Source organism: Pseudomonas chlororaphis subsp. piscium, from assembly GCF_003850345.1.
GTDB classification, from domain to species: domain Bacteria; phylum Pseudomonadota; class Gammaproteobacteria; order Pseudomonadales; family Pseudomonadaceae; genus Aquipseudomonas; species Aquipseudomonas piscium.
In genome coordinates, this window is the sequence record NZ_CP027707.1 from 4615910 (window position 1) to 4631870 (window position 15961).

The 15961-nt window shown below is 64.0% G+C and carries 17 protein-coding genes; 12 read left to right on the top strand and 5 right to left on the bottom strand.

Features of this window, described 5'->3' with window-relative positions:
• Position 1: 1 nt before the first annotated feature.
• On the bottom strand, positions 2–1156 hold the full coding sequence (locus C4K38_RS20770) for an MFS transporter (protein WP_053279966.1): 1155 nt from the start codon (positions 1154–1156) through the stop codon (positions 2–4).
• 283 nt (positions 1157–1439) lie between these two features.
• Here C4K38_RS20770 and sstT point away from each other — a divergent pair, with 283 nt between their 5' ends.
• Positions 1440–2672, top strand: a complete 1233-nt coding sequence (sstT, locus tag C4K38_RS20775) for a serine/threonine transporter SstT (RefSeq protein WP_053279967.1) — start codon at positions 1440–1442, stop codon at positions 2670–2672.
• A 99-nt stretch (positions 2673–2771) separates the two neighbouring features.
• Here the strand turns inward: sstT and C4K38_RS20780 are convergent, their stop codons facing one another.
• A complete protein-coding gene (locus tag C4K38_RS20780; protein ID WP_007927228.1) occupies positions 2772–3281 on the bottom strand; it encodes a DUF1993 domain-containing protein in 510 nt (169 codons plus the stop codon).
• A gap of 137 nt (positions 3282–3418) precedes the next feature.
• On the opposite strand from C4K38_RS20780, the gene C4K38_RS20785 reads away from it, so the two are divergent.
• Complete coding sequence (locus tag C4K38_RS20785; protein WP_053279968.1) at positions 3419–4069, top strand: YceH family protein; 651 nt, start codon at positions 3419–3421, stop codon at positions 4067–4069.
• 76 nt (positions 4070–4145) lie between these two features.
• Here C4K38_RS20785 and C4K38_RS20790 read toward each other — a convergent pair whose 3' ends face one another.
• Together C4K38_RS20790 and C4K38_RS20795 are read right to left on the bottom strand one after the other, a co-directional pair.
• Positions 4146–4664, bottom strand: coding sequence for a cupin domain-containing protein (locus C4K38_RS20790; RefSeq protein ID WP_053280017.1), 519 nt, complete (start codon positions 4662–4664; stop codon positions 4146–4148).
• A gap of 107 nt (positions 4665–4771) precedes the next feature.
• Entirely contained in the window at positions 4772–5590 is an 819-nt protein-coding gene (locus C4K38_RS20795; protein WP_053279969.1) for a shikimate 5-dehydrogenase, read from the bottom strand.
• 254 nt (positions 5591–5844) lie between these two features.
• Between C4K38_RS20795 and C4K38_RS20800 the strand changes: the two genes are divergently transcribed.
• The 10 genes from C4K38_RS20800 to C4K38_RS20845 all read left to right on the top strand — a co-directional run bounded on the left by C4K38_RS20800 (position 5845) and on the right by C4K38_RS20845 (position 13901).
• Positions 5845–6201, top strand: a complete 357-nt coding sequence (locus C4K38_RS20800) for a hypothetical protein (protein ID WP_053279970.1) — start codon at positions 5845–5847, stop codon at positions 6199–6201.
• A gap of 248 nt (positions 6202–6449) precedes the next feature.
• Positions 6450–6644, top strand: a complete 195-nt coding sequence (locus tag C4K38_RS20805) for a hypothetical protein (protein WP_053279971.1) — start codon at positions 6450–6452, stop codon at positions 6642–6644.
• 108 nt (positions 6645–6752) lie between these two features.
• Entirely contained in the window at positions 6753–6935 is a 183-nt protein-coding gene (locus C4K38_RS20810; RefSeq protein WP_053279972.1) for a hypothetical protein, read from the top strand.
• A gap of 131 nt (positions 6936–7066) precedes the next feature.
• Positions 7067–8404: a prephenate-dependent tRNA uridine(34) hydroxylase TrhP gene (gene trhP / locus C4K38_RS20815; protein WP_053279973.1), complete on the top strand. Its 1338-nt coding sequence runs from the start codon at positions 7067–7069 to the stop codon at positions 8402–8404.
• 306 nt (positions 8405–8710) lie between these two features.
• Positions 8711–9487: an ABC transporter substrate-binding protein gene (locus C4K38_RS20820; protein ID WP_053279974.1), complete on the top strand. Its 777-nt coding sequence runs from the start codon at positions 8711–8713 to the stop codon at positions 9485–9487.
• Positions 9488–9576: 89 nt separating this feature from the next.
• Positions 9577–10266, top strand: a complete 690-nt coding sequence (locus C4K38_RS20825; protein WP_053279975.1) for an ABC transporter permease — start codon at positions 9577–9579, stop codon at positions 10264–10266.
• Between the two features lie 13 nt (positions 10267–10279).
• The gene (locus C4K38_RS20830) at positions 10280–10978 is read left to right on the top strand and encodes an ABC transporter permease (RefSeq protein ID WP_053279976.1); all 699 of its coding nucleotides are present in this window, start codon (positions 10280–10282) and stop codon (positions 10976–10978) included.
• Between the two features lie 9 nt (positions 10979–10987).
• A complete protein-coding gene (locus C4K38_RS20835) occupies positions 10988–12100 on the top strand; it encodes a succinylglutamate desuccinylase/aspartoacylase family protein (protein ID WP_053279977.1) in 1113 nt (370 codons plus the stop codon).
• A gap of 18 nt (positions 12101–12118) precedes the next feature.
• Entirely contained in the window at positions 12119–12883 is a 765-nt protein-coding gene (locus C4K38_RS20840; protein ID WP_053279978.1) for an ABC transporter ATP-binding protein, read from the top strand.
• Between the two features lie 109 nt (positions 12884–12992).
• Positions 12993–13901, top strand: coding sequence for a MurR/RpiR family transcriptional regulator (locus C4K38_RS20845; protein ID WP_053279979.1), 909 nt, complete (start codon positions 12993–12995; stop codon positions 13899–13901).
• 174 nt (positions 13902–14075) lie between these two features.
• Here C4K38_RS20845 and C4K38_RS20850 read toward each other — a convergent pair whose 3' ends face one another.
• Complete coding sequence (locus C4K38_RS20850; RefSeq protein ID WP_053279980.1) at positions 14076–15755, bottom strand: methyl-accepting chemotaxis protein CtpM; 1680 nt, start codon at positions 15753–15755, stop codon at positions 14076–14078.
• Positions 15756–15961 lie beyond the last annotated feature (206 nt).

Genomic DNA, 15961 nt, shown 5'->3' on the forward strand with positions numbered 1-15961 from the left:
GTCAGGCGCAGCTGGCCTGTGGCTTGAGGGTCATCAACAGCAGGGCCAGCAGGATCGACACCAGGATAAAACCGGCGGCGGCGAACCCCAGGCTGCCCAGCCCCAGAGTGTCGATCACCCGGCCACCGACCATGGCGCCCAGGCCGATCCCCAGGTTGGCCCCGGCGATATTCAACGATGCGGCAAACGCCGGCGCCTGGGGCGCGGCCTTGATCAGGCGAACATGGCTGACCAGAAACAGCGCCGCCTGGGTCACCCCCCAGATACCCATGGCCGCCGCCAGACCCACCGGCGAGTGGATGCTCGGCACCAGCGCCACCATGCCGCCGATCATCAAGGCGCAGAAGCCCATGGACGCCAGCAACGGATGACGGTCCACCGCCCGGCCGCCCAGCGAGTTGCCGATCAGCCCCACCGCGCCGAAGCCCATCAGGCACCAGCCCACCAGCGTGCCGTTGAAACCGGCCAGGCGTTCGAGGATATCCGCCAGGTAGGTGTAGGCGGTGAACATGCCGCTGAACACCAGGATCGACAGCAGCACATGCCCCTGCATCAAGGGACTGCGCAGGATGCCGAACTGCGAGCGCAGGCTGGCCTGCTCGTTGTGCACGCGGGTCTGCGGCAGGTAGACATACAGCAGCAACGCCTTGGCAAAGGCCACCAGCGCCAGGATGCCAAACGCGCTGCGCCAGCCGAAGGCATCGGAAATCAGCGTGCCCACCGGAATGCCGAACACCGTGGCGCAGACGATGCCGAAGCCGATCTTGGCGATGGCCCGTCCGGCATAGTCGGGGCCGACGATGTCCACCGCGGTTTCGCTGGCCAGGGCCCAGAACACCGGCAAGCCCAGCGCCGGGATCAGCCGCGCGACCGCCATCACCCAGATATTCGGCGCCAGCGCCGCCAGGGTGTTGGCCAGGCCGAACATCACCAGCACCGAAATAAACAGGCGCTTGCGCTGGAAACGGGCGAAATAGGCCGTGAGGAACGGCCCGAATGCCGCCACGGTGAAGGCGAACAAGGTCACCAGCAGGCCGGCCTGCGGCACGCTGACCGCAAGATCCCGGGCAATCGAAGGCAGCAGGCCGACAATGATGAACTCCGTCGTCAGCACGGTAAAACCGGCGGCCGACAACAGCAGAATAGGCAACAGCATGGAAAACTCCGGAAACAACGACATCAGCGATGGCCTGGGGGCCCGCTGACTGGAGATGAGAAGAGGATGGCGAATCCTAACAGAATGTGTCCGCGCATGTCTGGGGCAGCGGCGAAAAAACCACAGGCTGCCCTGAAGGCTCAGGTGGCAGATCGTCACATCCGTGGGTGAACCCCGTGTGATAAAGTCCGCCCCCTGCCGCAACACCCCGTACCTTTAGCAACTCATCAGCACGGCGTCCCCCGTCGACGCACGGCACATTAAAAAAATCAGAGATACCGTTATGACTGCTTCACCCCCGTCGCTCCTGGAAAAACTCAAACGCACCAGCCTGGTCACGCAGATCGTCATTGGCCTGGTCGCCGGTATCGCCCTGGCACTGCTGGCCCCCGAACTGGCGAAATCCACCGCCTTTATCGGCAAGGTCTTTGTCTCGGCGCTGAAAGCCGTCGCGCCGATCCTGGTGTTCGTGCTGGTGATGGCCTCCATCGCCAACCACAAGCACGGCCAGGAAACCCATATCCGCCCGATCCTCTGGCTCTACCTGCTGGGCACTTTCGCCGCGGCGGCGGTGGCGGTGGTCGCCAGCAGCCTGTTCCCCTCCTCCCTGGTGCTGAGCACCCATGACGTCGCCATCTCCGCCCCCGGCGGCATCAACGAAGTCCTGCAAAGCCTGCTGCTGAGCGTGGTGGACAACCCGGTCAGCGCGCTGATGAACGCCAACTTCATCGGCATCCTGGCCTGGGCCATCGGCATGGGCGTGGCCATCCGCCACGCCGGCGACACCACCCGCACCGTGCTGGACGACCTGTCCAATGGCGTGACCCTGATCGTCCGAGTAGTGATCCGCTTCGCCCCGCTGGGCATCTTCGGCCTGGTGGCCTCGACCCTGGCCACCTCCGGCTTCGGCGCCCTGCTCGGTTATATGCACCTGCTGGCGGTGCTAATCGGCTGCATGCTGTTCGTCGCGCTGGTAATGAACCCGCTGATCGTGTTCTGGAAGATCCGCCGCAACCCGTTCCCGCTGGTGCTCATGTGCCTGCGTGAAAGCGGCATCACCGCCTTCTTCACCCGCAGTTCGGCGGCCAACATTCCGGTCAACCTGGAACTGAGCAAGCGCCTGGGCCTGCATGAAGACACCTACTCGGTGTCGATCCCGCTGGGGGCCACCATCAACATGGCCGGCGCCGCCATCACCATCACCGTGCTGACCCTGGCGGCCGTGCATACCCTGGGTATCGCCGTCGACCTGCCTACCGCCGTGCTGCTCAGCGTGGTCGCCGCCATCTGCGCCTGCGGTGCCTCCGGCGTGGCTGGTGGCTCGCTGCTGTTAATTCCGCTGGCCTGCAGCCTGTTCGGCATCCCCAGCGAAATCGCCATGCAAGTGGTCGCGGTCGGCTTCATCATCGGCGTGCTGCAGGACTCGGCGGAAACCGCGCTGAACTCCTCCACCGATGTGCTCTTCACCGCCGCCGCGTGCATGGCCCAGGAAGAGAAGGTCCGCCAGACCGCCTGAGCCTGCATGAACAGCGCGCACTAAAAAGCCCGGCAAGGCTCGCACCTTGCCGGGCTTTTTTATCGGCTTAGCAGCCGGCTACATCAGAAGACGGCTGTCTCAGAAAGCGCCCATGTAGTCGCGCTTGCCGATTTCCACGCCGTTGTGACGCAGGATCGCGTAGGTGGTGGTGACATGGAAGAAGAACTGCGGCAGGCCGTAGGTCAGCAGGTAGGACTGGCCGCTGAAGCGCTTCTCTTTCGGGGTGCCCGGACGGGTGACGATCTCGATGCCTTCCTTGCCATCGATCTGCGCCGGCTGGATGCCGTCGATAAAGGCCAGGACCTTGGCCAGCAGCGCCTGCAACTCGGCAAAGGTGGTTTCAGTATCGTCGTACTTCGGCAGCTCGACTTCGGCCAGGCGGGCCGAAACGCCCTTGGCGAAGTCGACGGCGATCTGCACCTGGCGGATCAGCGGGAACATGTCCGGGTACAGGCGGGCCTGCAGGAAGGCATTCGGGTCGATGTTCTTTGCCGTGGCGTGGGCTTCGGCCTTGTTCAGGACATCGCTCAGGGCGTTGAGCATTTGCTTGAAGACAGGAACGGAGGCGGCGTACAGGGAAATGGTCATGGTGATCTCGACAGGCTGACGGAAAAAAGCGGAAACAAAGGTGGCGCGATTATAGACCTGCCTGGGCCTCGCCGGCGGCTTGTCTTTTATCCAGCAAGGATTAGGCTAGTCGCCTTCGACAGCATAGGGAAAGCGCGATGAGCATCGAGCAAGAAACCTCCAGCGAGCAATTGCAACTGAGCAGCACCGAACTGCGCATTCTCGGGTCGCTGATCGAGAAGCAGGCCACCAGCCCGGAAACCTATCCGCTGACCCTCAATGCCCTGGTCATCGCCTGCAACCAGAAAACCAGCCGCGAACCGGTGATGAACCTGACCCAGGGCCAGGTCGGCCAGAGCCTGCGCGCCCTGGAAAACAGCGGCTTCGCCCGCCTGGTGATGGGCAGCCGTGCCGACCGCTGGGAGCATCGCCTGGACAAGGCGCTGGAACTGGTGCCAGCGCAAGTGGCACTGGCTGGCCTGCTGTTCTTGCGTGGCCCGCAGACCGTCAACGAACTGCTGACCCGCAGCGGGCGCATGCACGACTTCGAAGACAGCGAACAGGTGGTGCATCAACTGGAGCGCCTGATCGCCCGTGGCCTGGCGCTGCTGATTCCGCGCCAGGCCGGCCAGCGCGAAGATCGCTACATGCATGCCCTGGGAGACCCGGCGGATATCGAAGCGATCCTCGCCGCCCGGCAGAACCCGGTGGAACGCAGCTCGGCCGGCGGCGTATCGGCGGAGCGCATCGAAGAGCTGGAAGCGCGCATCGCCGCCCTCGAAGAACGCCTGGCGAAACTCGAAGGCTGATCACCCCCGCTCCTGCGGCAGCGCCTGGTAGCCGCTGCCGCAGTCGGAGCAACGCCTCGAAGGCTACAAAAGCCCCCTACTCCCCATCCCAGTAATCCACCTCGTCCGCATGCCGCGCCACCGCGACGAATCCCGAGGCATTGCCCTGGTCGTCGATCTTGAAGTCCTTCATCACCACATATTTGCCGGAATCCGGGTACTCGCAGATATCCGGTGCTTCCTGGGTGCTGACCGCCAGGTAGCGCAACTCACCCTGGCTGGTGTTGATGATCTGGTGCGCGGTGTCCATGTCGCCCGGCGGGCAGGCGATCACGTCACCGGCGCGGATGGCAAAACGCTCGGCGCCCAGGCGGATTTCGCCCTCGCCAGCGACTATGTAGAACATTTCTTCGTTGACGCGATGGTTATGGAAGGGGCTGGCGCGCATCCCCGGGCCCAGGGCAATCAGCCGGTAACCGAGCTTCTGCGCGCCCAGTTGCTGGCCGATACGGGCGATGCGCTGGACATAACGGCCGGCGGTGTCGCCGGTGGGGCTCAGGGCTTCAGGCAGCGGCTGAAGATCCGCCTGATCCAGATTGAGAATGGCAGGTGGCATACAGACCTCGATCAGGGTGGCGTGGAGCAGGGGCAAGTCTTGGCTTGCTGGCGACCAGTATAGGCACGGCTCCACGCCCCACCAACATACCCCGCTCCCCCCGCCGATCAGGCCCTGGCGAAGGCCACCGCCTGCTGGAACTGCTCGGCGCTGGGGCGCATGCCGGTGTACAGCACGAACTGCTCCAGGGCCTGGATGGCGATCACTTCCAGGCCGGTGATCACCTGCTTGCCCTCCATCCGGGCGCGCAGGATCAGCGGGGTTTCCGCCGGAACCGCCACCACGTCGAACACGGTGCGCGCGGCCTGGATCGCCTCGACCGGGAACGCCAGCTGATCGGCCTCGGGACCACCGTTCATGCCGATCGGGGTGACGTTGATCAGCATCTGCGGGCGCAGCTCGCCCAGCTCCGCCTGCCAGGCATAGCCCAGGGAGTCGGCGAGGGCCTGCCCGGCCCCGGCATTGCGGGCGACTATCACGCCATCGCGGTAGCCACCATCGCGCAAGGCGCTGGCCACCGCCTTGGCCATGCCGCCGCTGCCGCGCAGGGCAAAGCGGGTGTCCTTGGGGATCCGGTGGCTGTCGAGCAACTGGGCGACGGCGATGTAATCGGTGTTGTAGGCCTTGAGGTGGCCGTTGGTGTTGACGATGGTGTTGATCGACTGGATCGCGCTGGCCGAGGCGTCCAGTTCGTCCACCAGGGCAATGCAGGCCTCCTTGAACGGCATGGACACGCCACAGCCGCGAATGCCCAGGGCACGGATCCCACCGACGGCGCCTGGCAGGTCCTGGCTGCTGAACGCCTTGTAGTAGAAGTTCAAGCCCAGCTGTTCATACAAATGATTGTGAAAGCGCAGGCCGAAATTCCCCGGACGCCCTGACAACGACATACACAATTGGGTGTCTTTGTTGGGGTTCATCTGCATGTTGATCTCCTTGGAACGCACTTTCGGATAGACGGGATTAGCCAGCCATCGGGTTCTGCCCGATCATATCGACGGTGCCTGAAAAACAGGCCCGCCGCCCACGGATGAGGGGTAAAGAAGCCGGTACAGACCTTACACAAAATTTACCCGGCGGCTGTGCAGTTTTTCGGAAAATCGCTGTCTTAGAAGTATCCCCGCGACAGTTCTCGTGTCTATTGCAGACCGAGCGCTGGGGTCGGAACCGAGGAATAGCCATGATGCGTAAAATCCCCAAGATAGCCTTGCTCATTGGTGCACTTGCTGTCGCCGGTCAAGCGTCCGCCCACGGTGGCGGTGGTTGGGGTGGACCGGCGGTAGTCGGTGCCGTGGTCGGCGCCGCGGTAGTGGGTTCGGTGATCGCCAACCAGAGCCGCCCGGTCTACGTGCAACAACCGGTCTATGTTCAGCCGCAACCGATCTATGCCGCGCCGCCACCGGTCTACTACCAGCCACAGCCGGTGTACGTGGAAGGCCCGCCGGTCTATTACCGTCCGGCCCCGGTGTACTACGGCCCACCTCGCGGCTACTACGGCCCGCCTCGCCACTACTATTACGGTCCTGGCCGTTGGTAAGCCAGACAGCCCCCACCGACAGGCCCCGCTTGCGCAAGCGGGGCCTGTTGCGTTTGAAACAACCCTGAAACGTCTGAATAAATCTTGCAGAGGTCGCAGCCGGGACAGCTTTTGCGATTCAATCCGGCAATAGTGTTGCCAAAGGCAGCCCGTATGTTGAAGCCTGCGGCTGTCATATTTATATCATGCCAGGTCCGCAAGATCGGATCTGTCCACAAAACGGCCACATAACAACAAGGACGACGCCCATGCCAACCCAGAACCCCCACCACTCCCCCACCCTGGGCACCGCCAGCAAGGTGTACAGCGCCCTGACCGAACTCAAGCATCTGGAAGGCCACCGCAGCGCCAAGTTCCTGGCCCTGCTGGCCGAGCACCTGGTGCGCAAGGGCCTGTTGCACGACCCGGAAGTGGTCCACATGCTCGATCAGGTCGTCGACTGATCGGGCTGGCGCTGTTTTCGCCGGTATCGATGTCCACTATCGAGCGCGGTGATTTTTCGTAGAACCTCTCGGCCCGTAAGGTAGCCCCATTGATTGATGGAGGTACTTATGCCCAAGGTTCAGATCATGTCCGTTATCGGCAGCGCCGTTCCTACCTCGCTCAGGGATCTGGGGTTGCTGGCGTGTTGGTACCTGGTACGCGACGGCGAGCCAGTCAGCGGCCCGCTCACTTCGCTGACCGCCGCCCAGGCCCTGTCGCAAAAGATCGAGCAACGCGTCCTGCACGCCTGAGGCAACGGCAACCCGGTTCGCGCCAGGCGCTCACTCAAGCGCCCTGTTTTATTCGTCGAGCATAGATCCAGGTCAATGAAGGCCGCGAGCCCAGGCCTTACCCTCGCGACCTTTTGCCATCGACACTCGCCATGACGCCCCTGACCCGCCCCGAACTGCTCGCCCCCGCCGGCACCCTGAAAAACATGCGCTACGCCTTCGCCTATGGCGCCGATGCGGTATACGCCGGCCAGCCGCGCTACAGCCTGCGGGTGCGCAACAACGAATTCGACCACGCCAACCTGGCCCTCGGCATTCGCGAGGCCCAGGCCCAGGGCAAGCGCTTCTATGTGGTGGTCAACATCGCCCCGCACAACGCCAAGCTCAAGACCTTCCTCAAGGACCTGGAGCCGGTGATCGCCATGGCCCCGGACGCGCTGATCATGTCCGACCCGGGGCTGATCATGCTGGTGCGCCGGCACTTCCCGCAGATGCCGATCCACCTGTCGGTGCAGGCCAATACGGTGAACTGGGCCAGCGTCGAGTTCTGGCAGCAACAGGGCCTGAGCCGGATCATCCTGTCCCGCGAGCTGTCCCTGGAAGAGATCGAGGAAATCCGCCAGCAGGTGCCGGCCATGGAGCTCGAGGTATTCGTCCACGGCGCCCTGTGCATGGCCTATTCCGGGCGCTGCCTGCTGTCGGGCTACATGAACAAGCGCGATGCCAACCAGGGCACCTGCACCAATGCCTGCCGCTGGAAATACCAAGCCGAGGAGGCCACGGAGAATACCGTCGGCGAGATCGTCCAGCAGTTCCAGCCGGAACCGACCCTGGGCCTGGGCGCGCCGACCGACCAAGTGTTCCTGCTGCGCGAGGCCAATCGCCCGGACGAAGCGATGCCCGCCTTCGAGGACGAGCACGGCACCTACATCATGAACGCCAAGGACCTGCGCGCGGTGCAGCACGTCGAGCGCCTGACGCGCATGGGCGTGCACTCGTTGAAGATCGAGGGCCGCACCAAGTCGCACTTCTATTGCGCCCGCACCACCCAGGTCTATCGCCGGGCCATCGACGACGCCGTAGCCGGCCGCGAGTTCGACCGCAACCTGATGAACGACCTGGAGTCCCTGGCCCAGCGTGGCTACACCGAAGGTTTCCTGCGCCGCCACGTGCACGACGAATACCAGAACTACCTGAACGGCAGCTCGGTGTCGGAACGCCAGCAGTTCGTCGGCGAACTCACCGGCGAACGCCGTGACCGCCTGGCGGAAGTGAAGGTGAAGAACCGCTTTGCCCTGGGCGACCATATGGAACTGATGACCCCCAAGGGCAACTTCCACTTCGACCTGCACCAGCTGCAGAACATCCATGGCGAGCCGATCGAGGTCGCGCCGGGGGACGGGCACAGGGTGTACCTGCCGATCCCGGACGCGGTGGATCTGCGTTTTGCCTTGTTGATGCGCGATGTGACGCCGAACAGCGCGGCATAAGCCTGACCGCGATGGCGTCGCTGATGACTCCATCGCGGGCAAGCCTCGCTCCTACACCGTAATAACCCTGCCCCTGCATCACGCACACACCCCCTTCCCCCCTCCCCGAATCCACCTGAACAGGCTGCGCCAACCGGCACAGCCCGATATCCGCACGCGCCATTCTGACATTATTATTTTCACAATGTTTATTTATGAAATAATACATGTCATTTATAACCACACGAAGATCACCAGGACCGAACCACGCCAGAACGGACGGCTTGTACCCGTACCACCCCAACGCCCCTCCAAGGAGTCAACAATATGAACAAGACAGAACTTCTAGGTGCTCTGGCGCTGTGCGCCGCAAGCTTCCTGGCCCACGCCGACGAAGACAGCCTGCGCATCGGCATCGAGGCCGCCTACCCGCCCTTTTCCTTCAAGACACCGGAGGGCAACGTCAGCGGTTTCGACTACGACATCGGCAACGCCCTGTGCGCAGAGATGAAGGTGAAATGCGAGTGGGTCATCCAGGAATTCGACGGCATGATCCCGTCGCTCAAGGTGCGCAAGATCGATGCCGTGCTGTCGTCGATGTCGATCACCGAGGACCGGATGAAGTCGGTCGACGTCAGCAAAAAGTACTACCACACGCCGGGCAAGTTCGCGATGAAGGCCGGCAACGTGATCAACGACCCGCTGCAGGACCTCAAGGGCAAGAAAGTCGGCGTGCAGCGCTCCTCGACCTACGACCGCTTCGCCACCGAGCAACTGGCCAGCGCCGGGGTCGAGGTGGTGCGCTACGCCTCGCAGAATGAAGCCTTCCTCGACCTCGCCTCGGGACGCCTGGACGCCACCCTCGCCGACATCGTCAACACCGACGAGAGCTTTATCAAGACCGCGGCAGGCAAGGGTTTCGCCCTGGTCGGGCCGGACATCAACGACCCGAACTATTTCGGCAGGGGCGCCGGGATCGCCGTGCGCAAAGGCGATGGCGCCAATGTCGCGCGCCTCAATGCGGCCATCGACGCCATCCGCGCCAACGGCAAGTACCAGCAGGTAATGGCCCGGTACTTCGCGTTCGATATCTACGGCGAATAAGCCTTACCCAGGGCCCTGGCGCCGGCCCCTTGCCGGTGCCGCACCGGGCCTGCCTTGCGCCTCGCGGCGCTCGCTTGAGGAACTTCATCATGCTCCACGGCTACGGATCGAGCATTCTCGATGGCGCCTGGCTGACCATCAACCTGGCCCTGACCTCCATGACCCTGGCTATTGCCCTGGGCCTGGTCGGCGCGGCCTTTCGCCTGTCGCCGCTGAAATGGCTGGCGATGCTCGGCGAAGGGTATACGACCCTGATTCGCGGGATTCCCGACCTGGTGTTGATCCTGCTGATTTTCTACGGCGGCCAGGATCTGGTGAACCGCATTGCCTTGGCGCTCGGTTACACCCGCTATTTCGACATCAATCCCTTTATCGCCGGCGTCTGCACCATGGGCTTCATTTTTGGCGCCTATCTCTCGGAGACCTTTCGCGGCGCCTTCATGGCGATCCCCAAGGGCCAGGCCGAGGCCGGCGCGGCTTATGGCATGAGTGGCGCCCAGGTGTTCTGGCGGATCCTGGTGCCGCAGATGATTCGCTTCGCCATTCCCGGCTTCACCAACAACTGGCTGGTGCTGACCAAGTCCACCGCGCTGATCTCGGTGATCGGCCTGCAGGACATGATGTTCAAGGCCAAGAACGCGGCGGACGCCACCCACGAACCCTTCACCTTCTTTCTCGCCGTGGCGGCGCTGTACCTGCTGCTGACCAGCCTGTCGTTGCTGGTGCTGCGTTATCTGGAAAAACACTACTCGGTCGGCCTCAAAGCCGCCGAACTGTGATTGGGAGCCCCCCATGATTCTCGACTACCACCTGATCTGGGAAAACCTGCCGCTGTATTTCGGTGGCGTGCTGGTAACCCTCAAAGTGCTGCTGATTTCCCTGGCCTGCGGCCTGGCGCTGGCGGTTCCCTTGGCGCTGATGCGGGTGTCCCGCTCGCCGCTGATCAACTTCCCGGCCTGGCTCTACACCTACGTGATCCGCGGCACGCCAATGCTGGTGCAACTGTTCCTGATCTACTACGGCCTGGCCCAGTTCGAAGCGGTACGCCAGAGCCTGCTCTGGCCTTACCTCTCCAGCGCCACCTTCTGTGCCTGCCTGGCCTTCGCCCTCAATACCGGCGCCTATAGCGCCGAACTGCTGGCCGGCAGCCTGAAGGCCACGGCCCACGGCGAGATCGAGGCCGCCAGGGCCATGGGCATGTCGCGCCTGACCCTGTACCGGCGCATCCTCCTGCCCTCGGCCTTGCGCCGAGCGCTGCCGCAGTACAGCAACGAAGTGCTGATGATGCTGCAAACCACCAGCCTGGCGTCCATCGTCACCCTCGTCGACATCACCGGCGCCGCGCGCACCATCAGTTCGCGCTTCTACCTGCCGTTCGAGGCCTTCATCACCGCCGGGCTCATCTACCTGGTCCTGACTTTCATCCTGGTGCGTCTGTTCAAGCTGGCCGAGCGCCGCTGGCTGGCGTACCTGGCACCGCGCAAGCACTAAGGAGCTGTCATGGAGCACATTCAATACCGCTTGCCCTGGAGCGCCTCGGGCACCGAACGCCAGCTGACGCTGTTCCGTTTCGGCAGCGGGCCGCGCAAGGCGTACATCCAGGCATCCCTGCATGCCGACGAACTGCCGGGCATGCGGGTGGCCGTCGAACTCAAGCGGCGCCTGCTCGAGCTGGAAGAACAAGGCCGCCTGACGGGGGTGATCGAGCTGGTGCCGATGGCCAACCCGATCGGCATCGCCCAGATGTTCCAGGCCACCCATCAAGGCCGCTTCGAGTTCGGCAGCGGCAAGAACTTCAATCGCGACTTCCCGGAGCTGACCGAGGCCGTGACGCCGCTGCTGGAAGGCCGGCTGGGCGGCGATGCCAGCGCCAACATCGCGCTGATCCGCCGTGCCCTGCTCGATGCACTGGCGGACCTGCCGGCGCCGGCCTCGGAACTCGACGGCCTGCGCCGCCTGTTGTTGCAACATGCCTGCGATGCCGACGTGGTACTGGACCTGCACTGCGATTTCGAATCGGTGATGCTGCTGTACGCCATGCCGCAGAACTGGCCACACCTGCGCTCTCTGGCCGCGCGCCTGTACGCGGGGGTCGCGCTGCTGGCCGAGGCCGCGGGCGGCAGCGCCTTCGATGAAGCCTGCGCCATCCCCTGGCTACAGTTGGCCGAGCGCTTTCCGGCGGCCGATATTCCGCTGGCGTGCGTGGCCACCACCATCGAATTGCGCGGCATGGCCGACACCGAGCGCGAGCCCTGCGCCGACAGCGCCCAGGCCATTCTCGGCTACCTCGCCGACCAGGGTCTGATCAGCGGCGGCTGGCCGACACCGCCACCCTGCATCTGCGAAGCGACGCCCTTCGCCGGCGCGCAGTACGCCTATGCGCCGCACCCGGGGGTGGTGAGTTTCCTGCAACCCCTGGGGGCCCGGGTCAAGGTCGGCGATCCGCTGTTCGAGGTCATCGACCCGCTGACCGATCATCACAGCCTGGTGCGCGCCGAGACCAACGGCATCCTCTATGCCCGCGAGCGCCTGCGTTTTGCCCAACCCGGTCTGTGGCTGGCCAAGGTGGCCGGCACTACCCCCATTCGCCAGGGTCGCCTGCTCAGCGACTGACTCCAGAGAATCGCAACCATGTACAAACTTGAAATTCAGGACCTGCACAAAAGCTACGGCGCCCACCAGGTGCTCAAGGGTGTGTCCCTGCAGGCGAAAGCCGGTGACGTGATCAGCCTCATCGGCTCCAGCGGCTCCGGCAAAAGCACCTTCCTGCGCTGCATCAACCTGCTGGAACAGCCCAGCGCGGGCAGCATCCTGCTCAATGGCGAACCGCTCAAACTGCGCGCCAGCAAACTCGGCAGCCTCAAGGCCGCCGACCCCAGGCAGTTGCAACGCATGCGCTCGCGACTGTCGATGGTGTTCCAGCACTTCAACCTGTGGTCGCACATGAGCGCCCTGGAAAACGTCATGGAAGCACCGGTGCATGTGCTGGGCCTGAACAAGCAGGAGGCCCGGGAAAAGGCCGAGCACTACCTGGACAAGGTCGGCGTGGCGCACCGCATGGACGCCTGGCCGGCCCATATGTCAGGTGGCGAGCAGCAGCGCGTGGCGATTGCCCGGGCGCTGGCCATGGAGCCGGAAGTGATGCTGTTCGACGAGCCGACTTCGGCGCTCGACCCGGAGCTGGTCGGCGACGTGCTCAAGGTGATGCAGGACCTCGCCCAGGAAGGCCGGACCATGGTCGTGGTGACCCACGAAATGGGCTTTGCCCGCGAGGTCTCGAACCAGTTGGTATTCCTCCACCAGGGCCTGGTCGAAGAACGCGGCGAGCCACGCGAAGTGCTGGCCAGGCCCCAGTCCGAACGCCTGCGGCAGTTCCTCGCCGGCAGCCTGAAATAACCCGAAGCAGCGCTCCCTGGCCTGGCGCTGCACGCCAGGGGGCGGCTTCGGATACACTCCGCCAACCTTGTGCCCTCTCCTCCAATCCTCAGGAACTGTTGAGCCGGATATGCCGACCCCACTGAAAGACACCACGGTCTATGCCGCGCCGGTGATGCGCAAGCTGGCGGAAATCGTTGCCGACCTGCCGCCGTCGCTGCGCAAGGTCGCGGACTTTATCCTGCGCCATCCGTTGAAGGCCGCGACGCTGACCATCGAGGAGATGGCCCACGCAACCTCGACCTCGCCGGCGGCGGTCAACCGTCTGGCCAAGACCCTCGACCTCGGCGGCTACACCGGCATGAAGGCCGAGCTGGTGACGACGCTGCAGCAAATGGTGTCGCCGGTCGACAAGCTGCGCAACGAACTGGCCCACCGCCCTGGCGGCGCCTTCGGCCTGCACGAGCAGATCCAGAGCGCCAGCAGCAACCTCGCCACCGCGGCGACCAACAATCATGCCCAGACCTTCGACGCCTTCGTCACCAGCCTGGTCCAGGCGCGCAAGATCTACATCCTGGGCTTTGGCAACAGCGTCTACTTCGCCGGCCTCGCCGCCTCGACCCTGATGCCTTTCTGCGCCGACGCCACCGCCATCAGCATGGAGGGCGGCAACGAAAATGCCGCCTACCGCCTGGCCGCGATCACCGATCAGGATGTATTGCTGGCGATCTCCCTGCCGCGCTATTCCCTGGATACCCTGCAACTGGCGCGGTTCGCCAATGAGCGCGGCGCCACGGTGCTGGCCATCACCGACTCCCCCGCCTCGCCGCTGGCCAGCATCGCCGAACATGTGCTGTTCGCCCCCGCCGACCATCCGGTCATGACCAGCTCCAACATCGCGGTGCTGGCCCTGATCGAAGGCTTGGTGGCGGGGGTGATGGCGCGCAACAAGGAAGCGGTCAAGCTGGCGACCGAGCTGACCGAAAGCGTGATGTCCTACCTGCATATCCCGGGCAGCGGCAAACCGCGGAAGAAGTGAGGCGGTACAGCCAGGCTCAAGCTGCAAGCCTCAAGCTTGGAGCTTGGAGCTTGGAGCTTGGAGCTTGGAGCTCAATGTTGTCCTTTCGGACGCCATCGCGGGCAAGCCTCGCTCCTACAGAGGATTGCATAATCCGTAGGAGCGAGGCTTGCCCGCGATGGCGATCTCGAGAATTCAGATACGGAACTGCCCCACCAGCTTGCCCAGGCGTTGGCCGAGGTCGGCCAGGCTGCGTGAGGTCTGGGCGCCGAGTTGGGTTTCGTCGGCGACGCTGTCCACCGCCACCGCGATCTGGTGCACGCTGCGGTTGATCTCTTCGGCCACCGCGGTCTGTTCTTCCGCGGCGCTGGCGATCTGTGCGTTCATCGAGTTGATGGTGCCGATCAGCTGCGCCATGGCATCCAGGGAAGCCCCGGCTTCGTTGGCCTGGTGCGAGGTGCCGTCGCCGGCGTCGCTGGAGCGGCGCATGGCCTCCACGGCGGTGCGCGTGCCCTGTTGCAAGCGGTCGATCATGCCCTGGATTTCCTGGGTGCTCTGCTGGGTGCGGCTGGCCAGCGCCCTGACCTCGTCGGCCACCACCGCGAACCCGCGCCCAGCCTCACCGGCCCGCGCCGCTTCGATGGCCGCGTTGAGGGCCAGCAGGTTGGTCTGTTCGGCGATGGAACGGATCACGTCGAGCACGCTGACAATCGACGCCACGTCCTTCTGCAGGCTATCCAGGGAGGTGCCGCTGCTGCGGATATCGCTGACCAGCGCATGAATCTGCTGGATGCTGCCATCCACCACGCGCTTGGCCGCCTGGCCTTCCTCATCGGTCTGCTGCGCCGCCACGGCCGCGCCCTGGGCACTGCGCGCCACTTCCTGGGCCGCCGACGACATTTCATTGATCGCCGTGGCCACCTGATCGGTCTCGTGGCGCTGGCGCTCCATGGCCTGCTCGGAACGCTGGGCCTGTTCGGACACCTGGGTCACCAGGCCGGTGAGCTGGCCGGTCATCTCGGTGATCTGCCGCACCAGGCCATGGATCTTGTCGACGAAACGGTTGAAGGAGCCGGCCAGGTCGCCCAGCTCGTCCTGGCTGGTGATGGCCAGGCGGCGGGTCAGGTCGCCTTCGCCGGCGGCGATATCGTCGAGGTTGAGCTTCATCAGGTTCAGCGGTCGCAGGATGGTATTGGCCACCAGCATGCCGATGGCAGCGATCACCAGCAGCACCACCACAGCGATGCCGATGATGCTCAGGACCATGCCCTGCATGCGCTGGTTGACGCTGGCCTCGACCTCGGCCACCTGGGCGTCGATGCCGTCCAGGTTCACCGAGGAGCCGAGGATCAGGTCCCACTTGGGCAGGTATTCGGTGTAACCCAGTTTCGGCACCAGTACGTCGCTGCCCGGCTGGGTCGAGCTGTACTGCACATAGTGCGTGCCGTCCTTGCCGACCTTGACCAGCTCGCGGTTGACGTACACGCCATTGGGGTCGCGGTTGTCCTTGAAGCTCTTGCCGACGCCGTCCGGGCTGTTGCCCTTGAACAGACGCACCGTCTCGGAGTCGTAGCCGAAGAAGTAACCGTCCTTGCCGTAGGTAATGTTCGACAGCAGCTTCACCACCTGGGCGCGGGCCGCGGTATCGCCAGGCGCCGCCGCGTCGTAGAGCGGCTTGACGGTGCTCAGGGCCACCTCCACATAGCTCTGCAGCGTGGTCTTGGCCTCGCCGAGCAGGCGCTGTCTTGTCTCGTTCACCTCGTTCTGCGCCTGCTCCCTGAGCATGACGACCGTGGTCAGGCTGATCACCAGCGCAAACAGCAAGACCGGGAGGACCGCGAGGGACAGGACTTTGCCCTTCAGACTTAGGCGCATAGGAGGCTCACTCTGGATTTTATTGGCGTGATACAGCCTTAACGGCACGCCGGAACAAAAGTTGAGCCCCACGGGAAGATGAACGGAATCTGCGGACACGCAGCGCCCTTGAGAGTTTTCGCGAGCAAGCTTCGCTCCTACAGAAGTGTCGTATCTGTAGGAGCGAAGCTTGCTCGCGATAGGAACAACGCGGTGAAACTGAAACC

What these genes read in the sequence shown, in the direction of transcription:
- C4K38_RS20845 (WP_053279979.1), top strand. Translation starts at nt 12,993, where the DNA reads ATGCCGACCCCACTGAAAGACACCACGGTCTATGCCGCGCCGGTGATG.
- C4K38_RS20780 (WP_007927228.1), bottom strand. Translation starts at nt 3,281, where the DNA reads ATGACCATTTCCCTGTACGCCGCCTCCGTTCCTGTCTTCAAGCAAATG.
- C4K38_RS20785 (WP_053279968.1), top strand. Translation starts at nt 3,419, where the DNA reads ATGAGCATCGAGCAAGAAACCTCCAGCGAGCAATTGCAACTGAGCAGC.
- C4K38_RS20840 (WP_053279978.1), top strand. Translation starts at nt 12,119, where the DNA reads ATGTACAAACTTGAAATTCAGGACCTGCACAAAAGCTACGGCGCCCAC.
- sstT (WP_053279967.1), top strand. Translation starts at nt 1,440, where the DNA reads ATGACTGCTTCACCCCCGTCGCTCCTGGAAAAACTCAAACGCACCAGC.
- C4K38_RS20810 (WP_053279972.1), top strand. Translation starts at nt 6,753, where the DNA reads ATGCCCAAGGTTCAGATCATGTCCGTTATCGGCAGCGCCGTTCCTACC.
- C4K38_RS20850 (WP_053279980.1), bottom strand. Translation starts at nt 15,755, where the DNA reads ATGCGCCTAAGTCTGAAGGGCAAAGTCCTGTCCCTCGCGGTCCTCCCG.
- C4K38_RS20805 (WP_053279971.1), top strand. Translation starts at nt 6,450, where the DNA reads ATGCCAACCCAGAACCCCCACCACTCCCCCACCCTGGGCACCGCCAGC.
- C4K38_RS20770 (WP_053279966.1), bottom strand. Translation starts at nt 1,156, where the DNA reads ATGCTGTTGCCTATTCTGCTGTTGTCGGCCGCCGGTTTTACCGTGCTG.
- C4K38_RS20825 (WP_053279975.1), top strand. Translation starts at nt 9,577, where the DNA reads ATGCTCCACGGCTACGGATCGAGCATTCTCGATGGCGCCTGGCTGACC.
- trhP (WP_053279973.1), top strand. Translation starts at nt 7,067, where the DNA reads ATGACGCCCCTGACCCGCCCCGAACTGCTCGCCCCCGCCGGCACCCTG.
- C4K38_RS20820 (WP_053279974.1), top strand. Translation starts at nt 8,711, where the DNA reads ATGAACAAGACAGAACTTCTAGGTGCTCTGGCGCTGTGCGCCGCAAGC.
- C4K38_RS20835 (WP_053279977.1), top strand. Translation starts at nt 10,988, where the DNA reads ATGGAGCACATTCAATACCGCTTGCCCTGGAGCGCCTCGGGCACCGAA.
- C4K38_RS20795 (WP_053279969.1), bottom strand. Translation starts at nt 5,590, where the DNA reads ATGCAGATGAACCCCAACAAAGACACCCAATTGTGTATGTCGTTGTCA.
- C4K38_RS20790 (WP_053280017.1), bottom strand. Translation starts at nt 4,664, where the DNA reads ATGCCACCTGCCATTCTCAATCTGGATCAGGCGGATCTTCAGCCGCTG.
- C4K38_RS20830 (WP_053279976.1), top strand. Translation starts at nt 10,280, where the DNA reads ATGATTCTCGACTACCACCTGATCTGGGAAAACCTGCCGCTGTATTTC.
- C4K38_RS20800 (WP_053279970.1), top strand. Translation starts at nt 5,845, where the DNA reads ATGATGCGTAAAATCCCCAAGATAGCCTTGCTCATTGGTGCACTTGCT.